The sequence below is a fragment of the Microcystis wesenbergii NRERC-220 genome, assembly GCF_032027425.1.
GTDB lineage: Bacteria > Cyanobacteriota > Cyanobacteriia > Cyanobacteriales > Microcystaceae > Microcystis > Microcystis wesenbergii_A.
The window spans coordinates 58,148-80,083 of sequence record NZ_JAVSJA010000001.1; the positions used below are offsets into that span (position 1 = coordinate 58,148).

Genomic DNA, 21,936 nt, shown 5'->3' on the forward strand with positions numbered 1-21,936 from the left:
TCTATTTATCTAAATTTTTCGATTTTTGGGAGCTTAAAATTTGGGCTATGAGGGGGGGAATCTTGGTAAATTCTCCCTCAAATATGGGTGTTTCTAAGAACTTTTGACTATCACCCACATAGACTTGATAAGCTTCTAGTATTTGGCCATTTTCCTCGATGGTAGTTCCTAAAAGGGTAATTTCGGCCGGACTCGGTTGAGCGCAGCATTTAGCACAACCTGTCAAATGAATATTAACAGGAGAATTGCAGGTTAAGCGTTCCTTCAAATAATCTGCTAGGAGAGAAGCATGAATTTGAGTTGCAGTGGCCGCCGCCCCACAGCCCGGTTTACCGCTACAGGCAACCATCCCCGCATCCCATCCAAGAGAAGCGGATAATCCCAAGAATGCCAGTTTTGGCAACAATTCTGACACTTTTTCATCGGGAATATCGGGTAATATAACAGTCTGCCAAGGGGTTAATCGTAACTGACCACTGCCAAAAGTTTCTGATAGTGCCGCTAATCCCCATAGTTGATTAGCCGTCAATTGTCCTAATCTTAATGATAGACCAATATAAGATAATCCGGGTTGCTTTTGAGGATGAATTCCCAGATGAAAATAGGGTTGAGTAGAATGGGCAGCTTGCCGGTATTCTTGCCGGTGTATTATTCCAGTAGAAGTCCGATTTAATTGAGAGTTAACTTGTTCGAGATATTTGGCCAATCCCCAATCTTTGAGCAGGTGTTTCATCCGCGGTTTTTTCCCCTTGATATTGGGGGTTTGTTGAACATAATCGACATAAACCTTTACTAAAGCTTTGACCACAGCTAAACAGTTTTCTGGGTCAATTAATAAGTCCGTGTCATAGAATTGTTTATCTCCTGCGAGGGCTAATCGAAAGCAAACAATAGAAGTTAAATTTGTCGGATTATTGACGGTAATTGCCGATAGCTGAATCTCATTATAGCGGTGTTGCCAGGCCATAGTTGAACCAGTGCCAATTCCCACTGCACCACCGCCATCGATCCCGATACTAAATTTAGGACTTAGTTGGGCAATTGATGGATAATTTTGGATAAAATTATCTAATTCTTGGACTAATGGACGAGTATCGATCGATTCTTGACAGTCAATTCCAGCCGTGGGACTGGACATGATATTACGCAAATGATCGATACTGGGATTATGGGCAGCTAACCCTAATTTTTGCAGGGTTTGAAATTCTTCTAAACTGGGGGATTTTTGCAGTCCGCGAATTTGCAGATTTGCCCGATTGGTAACTTGTATTGTCGTCTGCCATTGTTCGAGCCAAGTGGCGATCGCTTTTCCCTGTGAAGAATTGAGCCATCCACCGGGGGTGCGGAGACGAATTAAAAACCCATCCTGGGCAGCAGTTCCATAAAACAAACCGGGACAAGCATTTGCTTCAACTAACCAATTCACCTTTGTGTGTTCTCCATGCGACGCAGAGAAGTAGTTAGAAAATTAGTTGTCTATCTACCGATTAAAAACTTGTAATTGGCATTCTGACTCGCAAGGAAAAAGGTAAAATACACTCAAGAGTGTTTTCTTTTTACTTGATTACAGCTGCGGCACAGTACCAGAATCGCACCGGATTTTCCCAAAGACAAGTTTAAGGATTATACCACAGTTTGAGTTTTTTAGACATGGCGGATCGCAATTGTAAGTCGAAATGGCTATCGATCATAGGAATTGGCGAAGATGGCTTAGAAGGGTTAAGTTCGGTGGGGCGAAGTCTGCTTTCTTTAGCATCAGTTATTGTCGGTGGTGAACGTCATCTGGCAATGTTACCCCCAGAGGATCAACGGCAAAAACTGCTCTGGACTTCTCCCATCCAAGACTCTGTTAACGAGATTATCCGCCTTCGTGGTCAATCCGTCTGTGTTTTGGCCAGTGGTGATCCCATGTGCTACGGAATTGGTGTCACCCTCACCCGTCAGATTCCCCTTGAGGAAATGACGATTATTCCCTCTCCTTCTGCCTTCAGTCTTGCCTGTAGTCGTTTGGGTTGGCCTCTGAGTGAAGTGGAAACTTTGAGTTTGTGCGGTCGCCCTCCGGCTTGGTTGAATGGGGTGCTTTATCCCGGCGCTAAACTGCTGGTACTGAGTGCCGATGCCCAGACTCCTGCGATCGCTGCTCGGCTGCTCAGGGAGGGAGGTTTTGGCGAAAGTCGCATCACGGTTTTAGAACATCTAGGGGGAACCCTAGAACGCCACATTCAAGGCATCGCCAACGATTGGGAGTTTACAGATCTGGCGGATCTAAATGTCATCGCCATTAGCTGCATCTCCTCCCATCCCCCCACCCGGGCGCCGCGCCTTCCAGGACTGCCGGATTCTGCCTACCATCATGACGGACAGTTGACAAAAAGAGAAGTTCGTGCTATCACTCTGAGTAGATTGGCTCCTCTACCCGGACAATTGCTCTGGGATGTGGGGGCGGGTTGTGGTTCCATTGCCATTGAGTGGCTGCGTAGCGATCGCCGTTGCCAGGGGATTGCGATCGAACATCATCCCACCAGATTACAATACATTGCCGATAATGCCGCCGCCCTGGGAACGCCCCATCTGCAAATCGTCGCCGGAATCGCACCGAGCGCCCTGGAAGATTTACCGCAACCAGACGCTATTTTTATCGGTGGCGGTATCACCACACCGCACCTATTGGAAACCTGTTGGTTAGCCCTGCGTCCCGGGGGTCGTCTTGTTGCCAACACTGTTACAATTGAAAGCGAATTAGTCCTCTTGCAATGGCATAGTAAATTAGGAGGGGAACTGCTGCGAATTGGCATTGAAAAAGCCGAACCAGTCGGCAAGTTTTTAGGTTGGAAAGCAATGGCCCCCGTAACCCAGTGGACTGTTCTGAAACCGAGATTGTAAATCCTTGATTTTGTCCTCGATCTCTCTTGTAAAAGTTGTAGATAGAACTTTTTGCTCTAATTCCTCTTCTTCTGGGCTTTGTCGATAGACTAAACCGCCACTCATCTTCTTGTCCTAATTCCAGTTGATAGTCTTATTATAATTATAGTTACCAAAATTAGACAAAAATTTTCTAGGAACCAACGAAATTTTCAATCGTTATCATCAAAAAAATTCAATCTTTATTGTCCAATGCACAAGTTATACTAAATCCGTTGAGTATATGCTACATATCAAGACAGGCAAAAGGCAATAGGCAATAGGCAATAGGCAATAGGCAAAAGGGAGAATAAATAATCATTCTTTAATAACCGGATTTAGTATTATCTTATTTGTCAATATTTTTGTCATAATTGCTACATAATACAAATGCTCGCTATAATAGAATTAAGTTGTTGACATTTTCTAGTTTTCACTTTTTACTTAGTCTCATGGTTTCGCAACTAGATAAAACTAACGTCACTGAAATTATCTACCCCGATAGCGATGGTCAACCCATGGCGGATAATACCCTGCAATTTCGTTGGATTACGACAATTAAAACTAATTTAGACTGGCTATTTCGCCAGCAGTCTGATGTCTTTGTTGCGGGTGATTTACTCTGGTATCCTGTGGAAAATGATAATAAACTGCGTCAAGCACCGGATATCATGGTGGTTTTTGGGAGACCAAAAGGGGAAAGGGGTTCCTATCGACAATGGCTCGAAAATAATATTAGTCCCCAGGTGGTTTTTGAAATCATCTCTCCGGGTAACACCCTCACGGAAATGGCCAAAAAACAGCTATTTTATCAGCGTTATGGGGTCGAGGAATATTATCTTTATGATCCCCATAAAAACGATGCCAGTGCTTGGATAAGAGGCGAAAATCAGCTAGAAATTCTAGAAACTCTCGATAATTGGGTTAGTCCCCGTTTAGGAATACGTTTTCAGTTAGGAGAACCGGAAATGTTGCTTTTTTATCCCGATGGACAAGCTTTCACTAGCTATAATCAGGAAAAACAACGAGCGGAAAGATTAGCCCATAAACTGCGGGAATTAGGCCTTAATCCTGACGAAATCTAAGTTTATCTCTTAATCGCAGTTTACAGTTAATCTTTGTTAAGAGACAAGTAAAAAATAGCCATAGTGGGCTATATGTATTTTCAGTATGATGAAGTTAGTTGGCTTAGTACAAAAAAAGGTGGGCAAGTCCCACCTTTATCACTAAACTATTGTCCTTGCTCCACTGCTGCCACCATCAATAAAGTTTTGAGGACAGAATCAGGATTAAGACTGATAGAATCGATGCCTAATTCCACTAAAAATTGAGCAAATTCGGGGTAATCACTGGGGGCTTGACCACAGATACCGATTTTGCGATTATGGGCTTTAGCGGTTTCAATGGCCATTTTCACCATGCGTTTAACTCCCTCATTCCGTTCATCAAAAAGATGGGCAACTAGGGCAGAATCCCGATCTAATCCTAAGGTTAATTGGGTCAAATCATTAGAACCGATCGAAAATCCGTCAAACACCTGAGCAAATTGGTCGGCAAGAATTACATTACTTGGTAACTCACACATCACATAAACTTGCAAACCATTAACCCCGCGTTCGAGACCATTTTTCGCCATTTCTTCGAGGACTCTCATCCCTTCTTCGGGGGTACGACAGAAAGGAATCATCGGAATCACATTAGTTAATCCCATTTCTTCCCGTACCATTTTCAGCGCCCGACATTCCAAAGCGAAAGCCTCGCGATAATTAGGATCAGTATAACGGGAAGCGCCGCGCCAACCGATCATCGGGTTTTCTTCCTTGGGTTCAAAGGGTTTGCCACCCAATAAATTAGCGTATTCATTGGATTTAAAATCGGACATCCGCACAATTACATCTTTGGGGTAGAATGCGGCTGCAATCATGGCAATTCCCCGGGCCAATTTATCGACGAAAAATTGGGGTTTATCCTCGTAGTGTTTGGTTAATTCGGCGATTTGGTCTTTTACGTCTCCTTCTTCCAATTCGTGGAATTTCAGCAAGGCGCTGGGGTGGGCCTGAATATGGTTAGCGATAATGAATTCTAGACGCGCTAAACCGACACCTTGGGCAGGAATATCGGCAAAAGCGAAGGCTTTTTCGGGATTACCGATATTCATGAGGATTTTTGTCCGAGTTTGGGGCAAATTGTCCAGGGGAGTTTCAATAATTTCAAAGGGTAGCAATCCGAGGTAAACTTTCCCTTCATCCCCCTCCGCACAGCAAACGGTGACTTCCTGACCGGTTTTAATCGTTTCCGTGGCATTATTGCAACCCACGATCGCCGGAATGCCCATTTCTCGCGCGATAATAGCGGCATGACAAGTACGACCACCCTGATTAGTAACGATCGCGCTTGCTTGTTTCATAATCGGTTCCCAGTCGGGATCCGTGCGATTGGTGACGAGAACTTCTCCCGGTTTAAAGTTGTTGATTTTATCTACACTGAGGATGACTCTGGCTTTTCCTTGACCGATTGCCGCACCTACACTCCGTCCCACCGCTAAAACTTGACTTCTTTCTTTAATTTCGTAGGATTTAAGGATATTAGCTGCTTTTTGCGATTGTACGGTTTCTGGACGCGCCTGAACGATAAAGAGTTCTCCCGTGATCCCATCTTTTGCCCATTCGATGTCCATGGGGGTGTAGGTTCCGCGCACTTGCGAGTAATGTTCCTCGATTTGGGTCGTCCAACGGGCTAAAGTGAGGATTTCTTGGTCACTAATGCAGAATTGATCCTGTTCTAGCTTGTTAACTCGGATATTCTTGGTTAGACGCGATCCTCCATCATCGTAGATCATCTTGATGGCTTTACTGCCGAGGCGTTTGTCGAGGATGGGTTTGTAACCGTTTTTAAGAGTGGGTTTAAAAACCAGATATTCGTCGGGGTTAACGGCTCCTTGCACGACATTTTCCCCTAAACCGTAGGCTGCGGTGATTAAAGTGGCATTTTTGAACCCTGTTTCCGTATCGATGGAAAACATCACCCCAGAGGTGGCTAGATCTGAACGCACCATTTTTTGGACACCGACGGAAAGGGCGACGGCAAAGTGATCGAAGCCGTTATGATGACGGTAGGAAATAGCGCGATCGGTGAATAAAGAGGCAAAACATTTATGGCAAGCTTCTAAAACTCCCCTTACCCCTTGCACGTTGAGATAGGTTTCCTGTTGTCCGGCAAAACTCGCTTCTGGTAAGTCTTCGGCGGTGGCGCTTGAGCGAACGGCCACATCTATGGAATGATAGAGATCATCGCCATAACGTTCACAGAGTCGGCGATAGGCAATAGCGATCGCATGACTTAAATCATCGGGGAACGGTGTATTGAGGATTAATGTGCGTGCTTGTTTACCTTTTTCTTGCAAGTTCTGCACATCATTTTCGTCTAAATCTTGGAAAATTTGTCTTAATTGTGCGTCTAGTCCGGCTTTTTCGACAAAGTGACGGTAAGCGTAAGCGGTGGTGGCGAATCCTGTGGGGACATTAATCCCTTTCGGGGTTAATTGTTGGATCATTTCGCCTAAGGAGGAGTTTTTCCCACCGACTAATCCCACGTCTTTGCTGTCTACTTCTTCAAACCACAGAATTAATGCTTGTTCTCTAGAGGTTCTCGCAACATCTTGTAGTAGCATCATAAGTATTTTTACCTCTGTACTTTATACTTTCAGTTTAGCGAGATACCATCTTCAAAAACCCTTGAGTTTGATATTTATTTACAAAACTATATAATAGCAAACTCAGCCACGATCACCCTATCTCTAAAGGGTTTAATTGTCTAGCTACTTAACACAAAAATTAATAAACTAATCAGGAGTCTCAACAGTAACTTTCCTCAATGATAGCCTTAGTTATCTCAAAATAGTTACAGCAGTTATCTCAATGGTGAGATAGGAAGTTTTCGTTTTGGGGAGTCGGTCGTCAGCAGTCAGGAGTCAATACCAAATTAGGTTATACTTTTTTTTACGAGAAGGGCTGTAATTTAGCAATACGTCACCTTCAGTTTTAGGCACTTTCAAGGTCTGATAATAGTTCTTCTTCTGTCAAGTCAATCATCCCTACGCCAAAATCGGTCAATCTCAATAAAAAATTAACCCTATCCACTCCTAATAAATTGGCAGCCATACCGGACGAAATACGTTTCATCTCAAAGAGTTTTACTACCATAGCCCAGGTTGCTTCTCTCTCGAATTCCTCGCGCATTTTTTGAAGAAAGTCGGGTAAATTTTCAGGATAATTTATGGTGAGTTGTAAAGTCATATCTCCTGCTATATTTATCTCATTTTTTTAGGTTGGATTTCACCTAGTTTAGCTCAATCCAACCTAGATTTATTTAGGGTTTGCTGAAAAAGCTTTTCCTGGGGGCAGGGTGTGGGGTGTGGGGTGTGGGGTGTGGGGTGTGGGGTTTTACCCATTTTCAGGGGGTCAATTACCTAATTTTCAGGGAAAAAGTACCTGAATTTTCCCCCCAATCACTCCAAAGGTCGGCACTTTTTGAGGGAAAACAAGTCTAAAAACCCTATCCAACAAGGTTTTTAGATTTATTCAGCAAACCCTATTTATAGTTGTGTAATGGTGACATCAACAGTTTTAACCGTAGTTCCCAAACTGGATAAAGGAGGTTGAATTTCCTGTTCATTACCCACTACTAGAGTCACAATTTGATTCGGTTGTAGATATTGTTGGGCCACTCGTTGAATATCGGCAATTGTCACCCCTTTTACCGCTTGTTGATAACGGAAGATAAAATCTTGGGGATAACCATAGTATTCATAGGTCATCAATCGCGATAAATTTTGAGCAGGTTTCTCAAACTTAAAAACAAAAGAATTGAGAATAGCATTTTTAGCATCTGCCAATTCTTTTGCGGTTATGGGTTGATTGCGAAGGCGCTCGATTTCGCCTAAAATTGCCTTAATAAAAGGTACGGTAGCATCGGTGCGAGTTTGACCTCCAGCAATAAATAAACCGGGATAATCATAACGACTATTCCAGACACCATAGACAGAATAAGCTAATCCTTGACGGGAACGCACTTCATTAAATAAACGACCACCAAAACCGCTTAAAATCTCATTTAATACCGTTAAAGCCGGATAGTCAGGACTATCCAAACGACCACCAAGATGACCTAATAAAACCGTACTCTGGGTTAATTGGGGTTGATTGACGACAAAGACACCTTGAAGATTTTTTTGAGTTGCCGAAGGGGTGACAATTTTAGTGGCAGTGGCGGGATTTTTCCAATCGCTAAAAGTCTTATTGATTAATGCTTTCATCGACGGAGAATCAAAATCACCGACAATTCCTAAAATTATTTGGTCGGGACGGACATAGGTACGATAAAAATCGATTAAATCCTGACGGTCAATATTAGCTAAAGTGCTATATTCTACAGTACGAGCGTAGGGGCTATTATCACCATAGACTAGCTTTTTAAACTCCCGACTAGCAATATCATCGGGATCATCATTACGTCGGGCAATTGCTCCTTTTTCCTGAACTTTGGCTAATTCCACCCTCTGATTTTCAAAAGCTGGGGAACGCAAAACCTCGGCAAAGAGATTAAAAACTGCTTCTAAATCTTCACTAAGAGCGCTAAAATTAGCAGTTCCAGCGTTAAGATCGATCGAGGTTTCTACTAGGGCTGCTCTTTGTTCTAATAATTGATTTAAGACATTAGAAGGATGTTTTTCCGTGCCACCACTACGCAGCACGGTTCCAGTAATATCGGCTAATCCAACTTTTTCCCCCGGTTCTAATCTTCCTCCCGTCCGAATCATCGCCGTACCACTCACTAAAGGTAAGCTCCGATCCTCCATTAAATAAACCACCATACCATTATCTAGTTGATAACGTTCGTATTCGGGAACTGTAACTTCAGGAAGGGGAGGAAAAGTTAAATCGGTAAAATGTCGCGGGGTTTGGGCAATTGCTGGGGAACGAAAAGCGAGGACACCTATCAGGGTGATCAGGATTAAACCTAGCCATTGTAAGCGTTTTTTCATGATTTGAGTCAAAATTATCGGAAGAAATAGATAAGAGGGAGCAAAAAGCAAACTTTGCCGCTTTTTACTTTGGTAAAATTCGGCCAATAGTGCGATTTTCGGTGGTAAAAGTCTCTTTAGCCACCCGTTGAATATCGGCTGCGGTGACAGCATTATAAGCATCTAATTGGGCGAATAAATTACGCCAATCGCCGGTTTTTACCTCGTATTCAATCAAGGATCGCGCCATGCCCATGTTAGAATCAAGACCTCTTAATAGGGCTGCCCGTAATTGATTTTTAACCCGTTCTAATTCCTGTTCCGAAACCGGTTCATTTTTCAATCTTTCCAATTCCCAATTCAAACCCTGCGCTACTTCCTCCACACTGACATTAGGAGCGGTAAGAGCATAGAATAACAGCAAATTCGGGTATTTATCTCCCGGAAAGCCGTTAAATCCCTGGGCAGCGAGGGCAAGTTGTTTGTCCTCCACTAAAGCTTTATACAGTCGCGAGGTTCTTCCTTCACTCATTAAAGTGGCGATAACCTCGTAAACCGCATGATCGGGATGATTGAGGGCGGGACGATGGTATCCTTCTAAATACCAAGGCTGCGAGGCTAATTTTAGGGTAATTTCCTTTGTTTTGGTTTGGTTCGGTTCCACTACTTTCACCTGGGGAGGTTTCGGTTTAGCGGGAAAACGACCAAAATAAACCTTAGCTAACTGTTTGACCTGTTCTGGGTCCACATCTCCGGCGATAGCTATGGTTAAATTACTGGCAGGATAAAATTTATCGAAAAAGTTTTGGATATCTGAGGGTTCCAGATTGCGAATATCTCGATCGTAGCCGATGACGGGACGTTTGTAGGGATGGACAGTATAAGCTTGATCGAGAAAAGCTTCGATTAATAAACCCAAGGGGCTATTATCCGTCCGCATCCTTCTTTCTTCCAGAATTACGTCTTTTTCTTTGTAAAATTCCCGTTGGAATACCGGTTCTAAAAATCGTTCCGATTCCAAAGACATCCATAATTCCAATTTATTCGACGGGAAACTGTAAAAATAGCTAGTTGCATCGCTGGAAGTGGTGGCATTTAAACCGACTCCTCCCTGAGTTTCGACGATTTGCCCGTATTCGTTGCGTTGGACGAATTTCTCGGACTCTGCCTTAGTTTTTTGAAATTCTTCCGTTAATTTAGCCACTTCTGCGCTTTTACCCGCTTTTTTGGCCGCTTGCAGTTCTTTGTCTATAGCTTCAAGGCGATCGAGGACTTTTTTCTCGCTAAGATAATCGGTAGTACCGATGGTTTTTGTGCCTTTAAAGGCTAAATGTTCCAAAAAGTGGGCAACTCCTGTTTTACCGTCCGGTTCATCGGCACCTCCCACATCTGCATAGGTGACAAAGGAAATAACCGGGGCATCGCGATTTTCTAGGATAATGAATTTTAGTCCGTTATCGAGGCGAAATTCGGTAATTTTTTGTTGAAATTGCTTAAGGTAGGGGGTAATCGATTGCACATCGGCTGATTGCTCTTTCGCTTGGGCAAGAAGGGGGGAGAAACTCCCAAAACCCCAAAACACAAGGAAAGCGACCAAAAAGCCGGTGAAAGCCCGATAATAGGGGTTATTTTTAATGATCATAGATAGTTTTATCAGGTATCGTGGGAGCGAGAGATCGATCGCTATGTTCGATCTTAGCAGTCGATTGTTAGGAGAGGGGAGTGAGAGGCCATCTCCCTGCTCCCCGCTCCCTTGCCAGCTTGGGGGAAAACTCCGTTAGAATACGGAAAGCCGTTTACAAAACGATACAAAATCATGACCGTTGCTTACCCTCGTAAATTCAAGAAGACGATGAGCGCTCGCGACATCATGAAGCGTGTCATTAGCGATCGCGAAATTCATCTTGTCACCCTCAACCGTTACCGCTACAACGAACAACGTAGCTGTAAAGACCTGACCGAACTGATCGAAACCTTAGACGGACAACCGCAAGAACTGATCCAGGATCTTTCCCATCACGTTGCCGATGAGGCCCGCCATGCCTACTGGTTAACCGATTTATTGATCGAATTGGGGGCCGATGTGGGGAAACCGCCAGGGTTGTCCTATATCGATGAATTTGAACGTCTTCTCGATCAAGATCAATTCCAAGGCGAAGAACAAAGGGAAGATGGACTGATTGCGGCCCTAGCGGCAATTAACGTCACGGAAAAACGAGGATGCCAATACTTTGCCGCCCATATTTATGCCCTCAAAGCAGGGGAACAAACCCCGGAAAATCTGAAAATTCAGGAAACGATCGCCAAAATCTTTCCCGAAGAAGCGGGTCATGTGCGTTGGGGTAATCGTTGGTTAGCCAAAATTGCCCAAAAAAGCCCCCAACATCGGCAAAAAGTCGAAAAAGCCAAGGCCAAATACTCAGCGATCGAACAGGCCGCCTATGAATCGGGTATGGACATCACCCTGGGGGCAGAATTGCGCCGCGTCGGTCACTTAATGGAAATCGCCGCCACTATGCCGCTTTGGGAACGTCCTCAATATCTGATGGAACGTTTACCCCAATCCCTTCTCGACCCGAAATTACAATTATTCCGGGTAGAAGCGGCTCAAAAAGCCTGGAATCGTGATCCACAAATGTTTATGGAACGCTTTTTGCCGATGTTTTTTAATGCGGACGGCAATATCGGCAAAAAAGAGAAAGTCAACTAATTTAACCTTGATTTTCTGGGGCAATCATTCAGCGATCGCTGAAGAAATGTTCAGCGAGGATCGAGAAAATCAGCTATTGTTTTAAATAGGGGTGAGTTCTCGGCTTTAGGGCCAGAGAAACACCACTTTTTTACTGTTTATTTTGGCTTTTCTTTTTTGGATTATGCGTCTTTTAGCTGCCTTCGATCGCTATCCCGATAGTGTATCGTTAACCCTAGAACCAGTAGCCACCGACTCGCAAAAATTTGATTTATATTTAACTTTACACCTACAAGCTCAAATTCAATCTCTCCTCGGCGGGGAAATCAAATGGGGACTAAAAGGAGGAAAATTAGATTTTCTTTTAGTTAATTGTCACCTAACACCAAATCCTCTTTCTAGTCAAGAGTTATACATAAATCGTATTAATAATCATCAATGGCGGTTATCGTTCAAAAGTCCTCAGTCAATATTTACAGGAGCGATCGAAAGGATTAACCTAGGAACTGTGAGTGTGGAGGAAGAACCTTATCATCTCACGGTGCAATTTTCCCTGACAGCTGCCGATATCTGTATTACGGAAACATCGGGATTATGGAAACACGATATAAGTCCCAATAAACATAGTATTTTAGAGCGAAAGTTGGCATTTTTCCTGATAGAAAATCAATTTGATGCTTTTTTGAGTCGTATTTCTTTAGGGTCATCCCAGGTAGAATTAGATACTGTTCTAGTTGAACCGCAACCGGCAGCATCAGAAAATTTAGAGAAATTGCAGACACAAATCGAGGGAATTTATGCTGCTGTTACTGATGATTTTCGGGAATTAGCCCAATTAGCTGAACTCAATCCCCTGACGGATTTTACTGGGGCAAATCTTCTAGCAGCGGAATTAAGTGGTATATCTTTAGGCATGGCTAATCTTTATCAAGCGAATCTGCGGGGGGCCAATTTAACCGATGCTGATTTAAGCGAAATTAATGGCAGTCATGCTAGTTTCAAAGGAGCGGATTTAAGCGGAGCCTTATTAGCTAATGCCGATTTAAGTTATGCTGATTTTTACCGTTCTAGTTTGGCTTTAGCTAATTTAATTGGCTCCAATTTAGAAGGAGCTAATTTAGTTGAAGTCAACATCACTCAAGCGAATTTTAGCGGGGCAAAAGTGAAGGGGACAAAGTTTGCCGATAACGTGGGTATGACCGAGGAATTGCGGGAAACCTTACGCTTGCGCGGAGCTTTCTGCGATTAGTATCCTCCTTACCTATAGACCAGGAATATCTTAGCAATTGCCCTATTTCTCCATAGCCAGATAGAAAAAATATGCCCTTATTTACTCCAAGTCTCAAACAAAGCGGTCATCTCGATCAAATTTCGATTACCGTCTGTAATGTTGGTTCACGAAAACTTAGCACTCAAGACGATTATGGTAGCAGCGGATGGCAGATTTTCGCCCCCAATTTAACAATTTTGGGAGTAGATGCCGATGGAGATGCTTGTGAAGAAGCTAATGAAGAATTGGTCAGACGAAATATTAATTGGCAGGAAAAACATCTAGCCATTGCCCTGGCAAAATCTAAGGGAGAAAAGACTTTATATGTAACTAAACATCCGATGTGTAGTTCTCTTTATCCTCCCAATGAAGATTTTTAAAACCGGTTTAAAAATTTACCATAATTTGCTAACTTAGACTTTACTTTTGACCTAGAAACAACTACTTTAGATCAATTATGTCAACAGGAAAATATCCCATCTATAGATTTTTTACAAATTGATGTGCAAGGGGCAGATTTAGATGTTTTACAGGGAGGTTTAGAGATATTATCCCGCAGTGTTTTGGGTATACAAATAGAAGTTGAATTTTCACCTCTTTATCTCGATCAACCTCTTTTTGCTGATATTGATAAGTTTTTAAGACAACAATCTTTTTCCCTATTTCATTTAGCAACTTCCCATCGAATTCGCAGTATTTCTCCTATTCAATCTCGGCGACCAGGGCAAATACTCTGGGGGGAAGCTTATTACTACAGAGACTTAATTGCCCCAGATTTATCGGCTGATTTCTTGTCTCTAAAAACCCCCGAACAAATTCTCAAACTAGCCTGTATTGCCGATGTGATGGATTTTACCGATTATGCAGTGGAGTTACTGGCTTATTTAACCGTTAATTGTGGACAAGATAAAAATTATAATTTTGCCGATAATATTATCGAAGTTTTGAGTCAATTTCCTGACTTAATTAAGCAAGGACTAGCCAATTTAGAAATTTTCCAAATTCTTAAGGATTTCCTTAGTCCCGAAGCCGAAAATTTCTGGAAATAAAGTTAAATTTTCACCGATTCTAGAGATTACCAGTTAGCTTAGGTGGTTCAACAATTGAGGAGCGGTAAGCTGTTGACTATTAATCAAAAAAGAAGACTAGAGATTTTCCTCGGTATCTATGCCTAATTCCCGCAGTTTAGCCGCTAATTTCGCAGCTTTTTGCTTTTCTTGCTGGACTTGGCTTTCTGCCTCTACAGCCCGATTTTCTGCCTCTAAAACCCGGTTTTCTGCCTGTTGTGCCGCTTCTGCGGGAGTGGGTACTAATTCACCTTCGGGGGTAAAATAGCGCAATTTATTGGCGGATAAACCCAAATATAAGCCTAATTGTTGACTCCAGAGCCATCCCTGGGGATTGGGGGCAATCGGTTGATATTGACCGCTAATTAGGGTAAATCCTTGAAATTCTAAGCTTTCTGGGTCAAACCAAAAATAATCGGGAGTGCGAAATATATCCTGATAAATTTGTTTTTTCTCCTCTCGGTCAACTTTGGCGGTACTATCGGAGAGAATTTCGATAATTAAATTGGGATATTTGCCCTCTTCTTGCCAAACTACCCAACTTCTGCGGTTGGGGTTGGAATTTGTCCCCAAAACGACGAAAAAATCAGGACCAGGAAAGAATTCTGACTTTTTCTGGTTGGGACTGTAATAGATAGTTAAATTGCCAGTGGCAAAATAATCTTCTCGCTCGCGCCACCACCATTCTAAACACTGAATTAGTAAAATAATTTGTTGTAGATGTAGGTTACTTTCCAAAGGGGGTTCATCACTCCAAAATTCGCCTTCTGGGAAGATTATCTCAGGGTTTACATGAGACTCGACTAGGGGTAAGCTTTCAGCGATAGTCATGGTTTTCCAACAGAGATAGGTCGATAACTTATTATAAGTGATTGAATATACTTTTTGGATGATTATAGCACCGGCAATGGAGTTAAAAAGTTAAAATGGACTTAATGGCTACAATGTAAGAATATTAATAGCTCTCCTGTCTAATTAATTTGTGAGAGTTAAAAAATGCTAAAAACCAGCACTTTTCGAGTTTTGTAAGAGGTCTTATGAACAGAATTAACAATATTGTTTTGGTTCACGGTTTTTGGGCCGATGGTTCTAGTTATAATCAGATAACTGCCCAGTTATTAGCCGAAGGATACGCAGCGATCGCCGTGCAAAATCCTCTCACTTCTCTGGCCGATGACGTAGCTGCTACGAAAAGAATTTTAAACCGTATCGAAGGACAATGTATTCTAGTCGGTCATTCTTGGGGCGGTATGGTAATCACAGAAGTAGGCAACGATGAAAAAGTGTCCGGTTTAGTTTATATTGCAGCGTTGGCTCCTGATGCGGGGGAATCGATGGTAGATTTGTTTAGTGAATACGAAAAACCATCACAGTATTTTCAAGAACAAGAGGGATTTATCTGGATTTCTCAAGAGGGAATAGAGAAGATTCTCGCCAATGATTTGCCTGCCGAAAAAGCTGCTTTAATTTATGCCACCCAAACCCCAGCAGCAGCCTCTTTACTAACAGCAAAAACCACTACAACCGCTTGGAGAAATAAGCCGAACTGGTATATTGTCTCTAGTCAAGATCAAGCCTTACCTCCAGAATTACAGTTTAATTTGGCCGAGAGAATGGGAGCAAAGACAGTGGTTTTGGCATCCGGTCACGTCCCGACTATTTCCCATGCTTCAGAGGTTTTAGAGGTGATTAGAGAAGCCTCGAATAGGGGATAAGTAAATCGCCATTTTCCCCTTAAACAATACCGGAACGCAGGGCAATTACGGCCGCTTGTACTCGGTCGTCCACGGCCAATTTATTCATAATGCCCCGCACATGGGTTTTAATCGTATTGGTGCTTAAATAGAGTTGTTCGGCGATTTCAGCGTTACTTTTGCCCTCAACAATTAACTTTAAAACCTCCATTTCTCGCTCCGATAAAAGTGCTAGATTGGGATTAGGTTGCACTGCCGGCGGTTTGAGATTATCCATGACTAAACGGGCAATTTGGGGGTCTAAATAGGTGGCCCCATCCTTGGCCGCTTCAATGGCGGCCAAAAGGCGATCGAGACTCGCTCCCTTGATACAATAGGCATCAGCACCACTAGCCAGAGCTGCGATCACTTCCTGTTGGAGAGTGTGGGAAGTGAGCATGACCACATGAACATTAGCTAAACCTTCCTTAATCTGTTTAGTTGCCGCAATGCCGTCAAGACGGGGTAAACCGATGTCCATGACCACTAAATCTGGCCGTAGGGATAGGGCTAATTGTACCCCCGCTAGACCATCACTAGCTTGACCGACAATCTCAAAATCCGGCTGTTCACCGAGCGCTTGTTCTAAACCCAACTGCATTAAGGGATCGTCTTCAACAATTAAAATCCGCATGATCTTTGATTCCTAACAGGAAAATGTACGGTTTTCACCCATCTGCATGAAGCAGAACTACTCCTAGTTTAGGCAATCTGGAGATAGATTAACAGTGATCAGTGACCAGTGACCAGTAACCAGTGACCAGTGACCAGTGACCAGTGACCAGTGAAAGATACTAAATTTATTGAAAATTGAAAACTTAAACCTAATAACTTAAACCTAATAACTTAAAACTTAAACCTAATAACTTAAAACTTAAACCTAATAACTGATAACTGATAACTGATAACTGATAACTGATAACTGAAAATGCTACGGATTTCATCAGATCGGTCTAAAATTGTGCTTGTTGCCCTAGTTTATCTGGGTGTTGGTTGGCTAGGCTATCTCTGCTTAAATTTAGGGTCGCGACCTGCCCCAATTTGGATGAGTGCTGGTATTGGCTTAACTGCTGTTTTTTTAGGGGGAAAAAGGCTAGTTTTCGGCGTTTTTATCGGGGATTTGCTTCTGACCTTCTTTTTAGGGGCCAGTTGGCCCATAGCTCTATTTTCGGCGATCGGTAGCAGTTTATCGGCTCTGTTAGGGGCGCAATTCCTGCATTATCTGAGATTTTCCGCCACTTTACAGCGCATTCGCGATATCCTTTTACTGGTATTTTTAGCGGCTTTATTAGCCTCGGCAGTCAATGCCACTATCGATACTTTTGCCCGTAGTTGGCTAAATACTTGGGATTGGCGGCAATTTGGACAGTCTTGGGGCATTATCTGGCTCGGAGATAGTACGGGAATATTAATGACCACGCCGCTGCTGTTGCGTTTTTGCTTCAATCGTCACTCCCTGCGGGAACCACGGCAACCTCAACGCTTTGGCGAGGCCTTACTTTGTCTGAGTTTGCTAACGGGAGTGACTTCCGTGGTTTTTGGTGGTCAACAGAATTTTCTTAACCCCGATTGGAGTATGGTGCAGTATCTCGAATATCTGCCTTTTCCCTTTGTGGTTTGGGCCGCCATGCGTTTTCAGACTTGGGGAGCGGTAATAGCGAATTTTTTGGTGTCTATTTTAGCTTTGATGGGATTGGCCGGGGGAGTCAGCCCTTTTATCCTACAGGCTCCCGATTATACCAGAGGTGTCTTGATCTTACAAATCTTTTTAGTCATTGTCATGTCAACTTCTCTGTTTTTATCGGCGGCGATTAGCGAAAGACAACAGATCGATCGAGCTTTAAATGAAACTTTAGAACGAGAACATTTACTAACACAAGTTGCTTTAAAAGTCCATCAATCTTTAGATATAGATCAGGTTTTAAATACCATTGTTGAGGAAATCAGAAATTTTCTCGATGCCGATCAAGTCTATATCGGTCACTGTCAAGAGCGGGGTTGGTCTAAGGTAATCGCTGAGTCCCGTCGTCCCGAGATTCCCTCGCTGATGGGTTGGTTTCCCGAACCAGAATTACTGGAAGAATTGGGACAATTATTTTCTTTAGATAAGTTAATTATTGCTGATAATACCGCTAAGGTGCAAACGCTGCCCACTCTCAAGGGTTATTACGAATACCTGCAAGTTAAATCCTCTTTAGTTTTACCTCTAACGGTTAATAATCAACATTTAGGCGCTTTAGTTGTCCATCAATATTCCCATCCCCGTCATTGGCAAAAAAGCGAGGTCAAATTATTAGAACAGTTAGCCACCCAAGTTTGTATCGCTATCGGCCAAGCGCAACTATATCAGAGGGTGCAAAGCTTGAATAATAATTTAGAACGGGAAGTGGCAGCAAGAACCCTGGAACTACGGGAAAAAGTCCGGGAAATTCAGCGTTTATACGAAATGAAAACGGTTTTTTTACAGGCAGTATCCCACGATCTTCGCACTTCGATTATGGGATTAGTGATGTTATTAAAAAATTTACAGTGTCGGCAAACAGAAAAAGTAACTATCTCGCGAGCAATGCTCGATCAGGTGGTGCGTAGTTGCGATCGACAATTAACTTTAATTAATGCTTTATCAGAAAATCATTTTGCTGAAGAACGGCCTTTAATCTTGCATCGTCAACCTCTATCTTTAAAAGAACAGGTGGAAATTTGGCTGAAAGATTGGCAAAAAGATTTTGATTTATACCAAGCTACTTTTATTAATCTTCTCCCCGATGACTTACCCGCTATTGATGTCGATCCTTGTCAGCTAAGAAGTGTTTTTGAACAATTATTAAATAATGCCTTAAAACATAACCCTTCACCGATTCAATTAGCTTTAGATGCTCGTATTGACCAAGATATGCTCTACTGCACTTTAAGCGATAATGGCATTGGCATGGATGAGGAACAATGTCAACATCTTTTCCGTTTATATGTAAGAAATCTTCATAATCAACACCTAACGGGAATCGGTTTAGGTTCCTACCAATGTCGGCAAATAATCGAGGCTCACTCTGGGAGAATTGGGGTAAAAAGTACCCCGCAGGTTGGCTCACAGTTTTGGTTTACTTTACCTCTTGCTCATCAAAATTCTAGAGTGATTAAGCAGGAGTTAGTCAACAGTAATCAGTGATTTTTAACAGGATCGAGATAATTATGTTTACTCGTCAATCTGGGGTTAGATTTGCTTTAGTTTTATTGATTATTTTCAATATTTTCTATTTTGTCCATCTCGCCTACTATAGCTATGTTTGGCACGATGAATCTTTGGTCTTACTGCATCTTTCTGGTTACACACCCGAACAGTTAATTAACTATCTCTTCGACGGGCAAATTAAATCCACGGAACAACTCTGGCAATTTCAGGGGGTTAATTACGTGAAAGGTTTTCCCGATACCATAGCCTCTCTTTATACTAGCTCGAATTACGATCTACCTCTCTATTATATTTTCCTCTGGTTTTTAGCAAGATTATTGGGCAATTCTTATCTAGTATTAAGGGGATTTTCGGTAATTATTTGGTTTGGTATTTTATGGAGTTTTTACCATTTAGCTTTGACTTTGTTTAAAAATAAAAATGCCGCTTTAATCGCCACTACACTTATCTTCTTTTCTCCACGTTTTACTGGTTATGCGCTGGGAATTTGGGAATACGGACTATATGTTTTCTTTTCGATACTTTCTAGCTGGTTATTTCTCAAAGCTATTGATTCCTCGCAACCGAAAAAAAATTGGTTTTTCTATAGTTTATCCCTAATCGCTGGTTTATATACCCATGTTTTCTTTATCTTTGTTCTAGTAGTCCATAGCCTATATTTTCTGCTGCAGCTGAATTCTTTTAACTTTTTAACCAAAAAATACTATAGCATCAGCTTACTTGCTTCCCTGTGTATTTATTCAATTTGGTTAACCCGGATTTTTACCAGTCGATTTACTGTCTTTGGATGGTCAAAAGGCAGTTTACCCCTAGAGGTACTTTGGCAAAGATGGGGAGGAATGATCGCTCGTTTATTTTATAATTTTAGTTTAGCCAATCCCACCATTACCCCTATTATTGAATACTGCCTAATTATCCTCGTCTTCATCTCCTTTATTTATCTGGGAAAAAAAGCCGATAAAAAAGTTTTTACCCTGATCATTCTCCTGACAATTATCCCCTTTTTCTCTCTTTTAGCGTGGGATCTAATCGGAGGATTTCGCTACACGGCTGTGGGCAGATTTTACCTACCGAGTTTTCTCGGTATGCTGCTGGCAGTTACCTTTTTACTAAGCAACGGATTACAGCAGCGCCAAGGCTGGGCAAAAATTCTCTTAATATTATTGCTAGTTCTCGGATTAATTGCCAAAATTCCCTATCCACCGCCGGCAACTAGATATGTGGGCTATGGTAGTAATATTCCCAACGCTTATACAATGATTAATCGCAGTCAAAAACCTCTAATTATTTCAGAACATTGGTTAGATACCTTGCCCCTTATTCATACCACTGATGCTAAGACAAAGTATTTATTTGTTCAGTCGGATATTAGAGTTTCCATCCCATCCTTAAAAAATCAATTTACCGATATTTATCTCCTCAATCCTTCCCCCAGTCTCAAACAATATTTAGATGACCGGTCTATACAATTATCCCCTACGGAAAATCAAGCCTTTTGGCGAATTGATTAAAAAGCCATTAACCCCTCTTGCCAAAACAGACCACAACCCGATAGAATTAATAAATCAAGGCTTCGGGGAATAGGATCGGGCAGTTCATCCCTAAGAGGGATTGACTTTTACAAAGTTTTATGCTCGCTCAACTGGAGAGTCCCCGAAATCTGGTGATTAAGAGTTTTAGCCTTTTGGCTACTGGACTGACTAAGCAGACCTAACCAATTCAACTGTATGATACCGAGTCAAGACATCGGCGAGGCAGTAGATTCAGTCAGGAAAACTGACGCACAAGACTTCTCTAATTTAATGCCTAGACCTGGCTGGCAACAAGTGGCGGGTTTAGGTAGAGGCTGTTTTTGGTATTGAACCCCGATTCTTGTAGTTATTTACCGGTTTTAGTGATTGCCAATAGGGATTTTAAGCCCGTAATTGGTTAAAAATTTCTATTTATTCGCAAAAATCCCCAGTCGCTCCCTGTACTAATCCTAGAGATCGACTTCATGATCAGTAATTTTCCCCAACCCATTCTCTGGAAATCACCTTCCAGAACAATTTAGTTATTTTATGAGTAGCAATGCCTTAACCGATCGTGAACATCTAATCGAACTGTATAATCGAGGTGAACGCAACTTTGCCGAAGTCAGACTTAGCGGAGTCAATTTAAAGAGACAGTGTTTAAACCAGATTAACCTAAGTCATAGTTACTTAAAACGAGCCAATTTAGCCGAAGCTTGTTTAATTAACGCTAATTTCAAAGCTGCTGCCCTGGAAGAAGTTAATTTAAGCAAAGCTTGTCTTATCGATGCTAACCTGACTAAAGCCGACCTTTCCGGGGCAAATTTGCACCAAAGTAACCTAAGCGGCGCAATTTTGAGTAATACCATTCTCAAAAAGGCTGATTTAAGTTCTGCCTGTTTAATTCACAGTAGCTTACTTTTTGCCCAACTGTTGAAAGCAAATCTCGAAGCCGCTAATCTCACCTCAGCCACTTTAACCCATGCCATGGCGGAGAAAGCTAACCTAAAACGGGCTATTCTCACTCGTGCTATTCTTAGCTCTGCTAATCTTAGCCATGCTAACTTAAAAGAGGCTAACCTAATTCGAGCCTATCTCTATCAAGCTAATCTGGAAAACTGCCATCTTCAATACGCCGACCTCAGCTATGCCGATTTGCGCGGGGCGGATTTACGGGGGGCGGATTTACGTTGTGCTAACCTCGAAGGTGCTAATCTGACGGGAGCTAACCTCAATTGTAGCGATTTTGAGGGGGCTAACTTAACTGGAGCCGATTTAAGTAAAACTGACGCTAATAAAGCCAATTTTCGCCAGGCTAACTTAACCGGTTGTAATCTGCTCGGCGCGAATTTAGCCTCCGCTAACCTTTCTGGTGCTAATCTACACCAAGCGGGATTACTCTTGAGTTATTTAGTGGGAAGCAATCTTAAACGAGCTAATCTCAAACGAGCTAACTTAATTGGGGCGATTTTAACCGAAAATAATCTTCTTTCCGCTTCCCTCGAAGAAACTATTCTTCCTAACGGTAGTCGCGGTAATCTCCTTTCCTAATA

General features: G+C 42.4%; 16 protein-coding genes and 1 pseudogene. 10 read left to right on the forward strand and 7 right to left on the reverse strand.

Translation table 11 applies throughout. From position 1 onward, the window contains the following. Position 1: 1 nt before the first annotated feature. Positions 2 to 1,426: a precorrin-3B synthase gene (gene cobG, locus RAM70_RS00305; RefSeq protein ID WP_312671938.1), complete on the reverse strand. Its 1,425-nt coding sequence runs from the start codon at positions 1,424 to 1,426 to the stop codon at positions 2 to 4. 224 nt (positions 1,427 to 1,650) lie between these two features. On the opposite strand from cobG, the gene RAM70_RS00310 reads away from it, so the two are divergent. Together RAM70_RS00310 and RAM70_RS00315 are read left to right on the forward strand one after the other, a co-directional pair. After that, positions 1,651 to 2,883, forward strand: a complete 1,233-nt coding sequence (locus RAM70_RS00310; protein ID WP_045360343.1) for a bifunctional cobalt-precorrin-7 (C(5))-methyltransferase/cobalt-precorrin-6B (C(15))-methyltransferase — start codon at positions 1,651 to 1,653, stop codon at positions 2,881 to 2,883. 470 nt (positions 2,884 to 3,353) lie between these two features. Then, on the forward strand, positions 3,354 to 3,986 hold the full coding sequence (locus RAM70_RS00315) for a Uma2 family endonuclease (protein ID WP_190380686.1): 633 nt from the start codon (positions 3,354 to 3,356) through the stop codon (positions 3,984 to 3,986). Positions 3,987 to 4,132: 146 nt separating this feature from the next. Here the strand turns inward: RAM70_RS00315 and ppsA are convergent, their stop codons facing one another. The 4 genes from ppsA to RAM70_RS00335 form a co-directional block, all read right to left on the reverse strand. Further along, a complete protein-coding gene (gene ppsA, locus RAM70_RS00320) occupies positions 4,133 to 6,574 on the reverse strand; it encodes a phosphoenolpyruvate synthase (RefSeq protein WP_190380685.1) in 2,442 nt (813 codons plus the stop codon). 367 nt (positions 6,575 to 6,941) lie between these two features. After that, positions 6,942 to 7,196 (reverse strand): UPF0175 family protein, encoded by a 255-nt coding sequence (locus RAM70_RS00325; protein ID WP_045360338.1) that lies wholly within the window; start codon positions 7,194 to 7,196, stop codon positions 6,942 to 6,944. 299 nt (positions 7,197 to 7,495) lie between these two features. Further along, positions 7,496 to 8,944 carry a M16 family metallopeptidase gene (locus tag RAM70_RS00330; RefSeq protein ID WP_312671939.1) on the reverse strand — a complete coding sequence of 483 codons (1,449 nt, stop codon included), beginning with the start codon at positions 8,942 to 8,944 and terminating at the stop codon, positions 7,496 to 7,498. Positions 8,945 to 9,008: 64 nt separating this feature from the next. Beyond that, complete coding sequence (locus RAM70_RS00335) at positions 9,009 to 10,565, reverse strand: M16 family metallopeptidase (protein WP_312671940.1); 1,557 nt, start codon at positions 10,563 to 10,565, stop codon at positions 9,009 to 9,011. A 174-nt stretch (positions 10,566 to 10,739) separates the two neighbouring features. Here RAM70_RS00335 and RAM70_RS00340 point away from each other — a divergent pair, with 174 nt between their 5' ends. The 4 genes and pseudogenes from RAM70_RS00340 to RAM70_RS00355 form a co-directional block, all read left to right on the forward strand. Next, complete coding sequence (locus RAM70_RS00340; RefSeq protein WP_045360336.1) at positions 10,740 to 11,633, forward strand: ferritin-like domain-containing protein; 894 nt, start codon at positions 10,740 to 10,742, stop codon at positions 11,631 to 11,633. Positions 11,634 to 11,796: 163 nt separating this feature from the next. Further along, a complete protein-coding gene (locus RAM70_RS00345; protein WP_190381270.1) occupies positions 11,797 to 12,861 on the forward strand; it encodes a pentapeptide repeat-containing protein in 1,065 nt (354 codons plus the stop codon). Between the two features lie 71 nt (positions 12,862 to 12,932). Further along, the gene (locus RAM70_RS00350) at positions 12,933 to 13,262 is read left to right on the forward strand and encodes a hypothetical protein (protein ID WP_288002046.1); all 330 of its coding nucleotides are present in this window, start codon (positions 12,933 to 12,935) and stop codon (positions 13,260 to 13,262) included. 57 nt (positions 13,263 to 13,319) lie between these two features. After that, positions 13,320 to 13,931 (forward strand): annotated as a pseudogene (locus RAM70_RS00355) (FkbM family methyltransferase); the annotation flags it as partial. Between the two features lie 96 nt (positions 13,932 to 14,027). Here RAM70_RS00355 and RAM70_RS00360 read toward each other — a convergent pair. Continuing rightward, the gene (locus tag RAM70_RS00360; RefSeq protein WP_288002043.1) at positions 14,028 to 14,780 is read right to left on the reverse strand and encodes a Uma2 family endonuclease; all 753 of its coding nucleotides are present in this window, start codon (positions 14,778 to 14,780) and stop codon (positions 14,028 to 14,030) included. A gap of 206 nt (positions 14,781 to 14,986) precedes the next feature. Between RAM70_RS00360 and RAM70_RS00365 the strand changes: the two genes are divergently transcribed. Further along, complete coding sequence (locus RAM70_RS00365) at positions 14,987 to 15,664, forward strand: alpha/beta fold hydrolase (protein ID WP_045360331.1); 678 nt, start codon at positions 14,987 to 14,989, stop codon at positions 15,662 to 15,664. Between the two features lie 19 nt (positions 15,665 to 15,683). Here RAM70_RS00365 and RAM70_RS00370 read toward each other — a convergent pair whose 3' ends face one another. Next, complete coding sequence (locus RAM70_RS00370; RefSeq protein WP_002737320.1) at positions 15,684 to 16,316, reverse strand: response regulator; 633 nt, start codon at positions 16,314 to 16,316, stop codon at positions 15,684 to 15,686. A gap of 294 nt (positions 16,317 to 16,610) precedes the next feature. On the opposite strand from RAM70_RS00370, the gene RAM70_RS00375 reads away from it, so the two are divergent. The 3 genes from RAM70_RS00375 to RAM70_RS00385 all read left to right on the forward strand — a co-directional run bounded on the left by RAM70_RS00375 (position 16,611) and on the right by RAM70_RS00385 (position 21,934). Continuing rightward, positions 16,611 to 18,848 (forward strand): sensor histidine kinase, encoded by a 2,238-nt coding sequence (locus RAM70_RS00375; protein WP_312671941.1) that lies wholly within the window; start codon positions 16,611 to 16,613, stop codon positions 18,846 to 18,848. A gap of 23 nt (positions 18,849 to 18,871) precedes the next feature. Next, the gene (locus tag RAM70_RS00380) at positions 18,872 to 20,383 is read left to right on the forward strand and encodes a glycosyltransferase family 39 protein (RefSeq protein WP_312671942.1); all 1,512 of its coding nucleotides are present in this window, start codon (positions 18,872 to 18,874) and stop codon (positions 20,381 to 20,383) included. A 549-nt stretch (positions 20,384 to 20,932) separates the two neighbouring features. Beyond that, positions 20,933 to 21,934 (forward strand): pentapeptide repeat-containing protein, encoded by a 1,002-nt coding sequence (locus RAM70_RS00385; protein ID WP_045360326.1) that lies wholly within the window; start codon positions 20,933 to 20,935, stop codon positions 21,932 to 21,934. The last annotated feature ends 2 nt before the right edge of the window (positions 21,935 to 21,936 follow it).

Bases quoted from the DNA above. Each gene is read 5' to 3' on its own strand.
- RAM70_RS00385 (WP_045360326.1), top strand. From the start codon at position 20,933: ATGAGTAGCAATGCCTTAACCGATCGTGAACATCTAATCGAACTGTAT.
- RAM70_RS00325 (WP_045360338.1), bottom strand. From the start codon at position 7,196: ATGACTTTACAACTCACCATAAATTATCCTGAAAATTTACCCGACTTT.
- ppsA (WP_190380685.1), bottom strand. From the start codon at position 6,574: ATGATGCTACTACAAGATGTTGCGAGAACCTCTAGAGAACAAGCATTA.
- RAM70_RS00340 (WP_045360336.1), top strand. From the start codon at position 10,740: ATGACCGTTGCTTACCCTCGTAAATTCAAGAAGACGATGAGCGCTCGC.
- RAM70_RS00350 (WP_288002046.1), top strand. From the start codon at position 12,933: ATGCCCTTATTTACTCCAAGTCTCAAACAAAGCGGTCATCTCGATCAA.
- RAM70_RS00360 (WP_288002043.1), bottom strand. From the start codon at position 14,780: ATGACTATCGCTGAAAGCTTACCCCTAGTCGAGTCTCATGTAAACCCT.
- RAM70_RS00310 (WP_045360343.1), top strand. From the start codon at position 1,651: ATGGCGGATCGCAATTGTAAGTCGAAATGGCTATCGATCATAGGAATT.
- RAM70_RS00315 (WP_190380686.1), top strand. From the start codon at position 3,354: ATGGTTTCGCAACTAGATAAAACTAACGTCACTGAAATTATCTACCCC.
- RAM70_RS00380 (WP_312671942.1), top strand. From the start codon at position 18,872: ATGTTTACTCGTCAATCTGGGGTTAGATTTGCTTTAGTTTTATTGATT.
- RAM70_RS00335 (WP_312671940.1), bottom strand. From the start codon at position 10,565: ATGATCATTAAAAATAACCCCTATTATCGGGCTTTCACCGGCTTTTTG.
- RAM70_RS00375 (WP_312671941.1), top strand. From the start codon at position 16,611: ATGCTACGGATTTCATCAGATCGGTCTAAAATTGTGCTTGTTGCCCTA.
- RAM70_RS00365 (WP_045360331.1), top strand. From the start codon at position 14,987: ATGAACAGAATTAACAATATTGTTTTGGTTCACGGTTTTTGGGCCGAT.
- RAM70_RS00345 (WP_190381270.1), top strand. From the start codon at position 11,797: ATGCGTCTTTTAGCTGCCTTCGATCGCTATCCCGATAGTGTATCGTTA.
- RAM70_RS00370 (WP_002737320.1), bottom strand. From the start codon at position 16,316: ATGCGGATTTTAATTGTTGAAGACGATCCCTTAATGCAGTTGGGTTTA.
- RAM70_RS00330 (WP_312671939.1), bottom strand. From the start codon at position 8,944: ATGAAAAAACGCTTACAATGGCTAGGTTTAATCCTGATCACCCTGATA.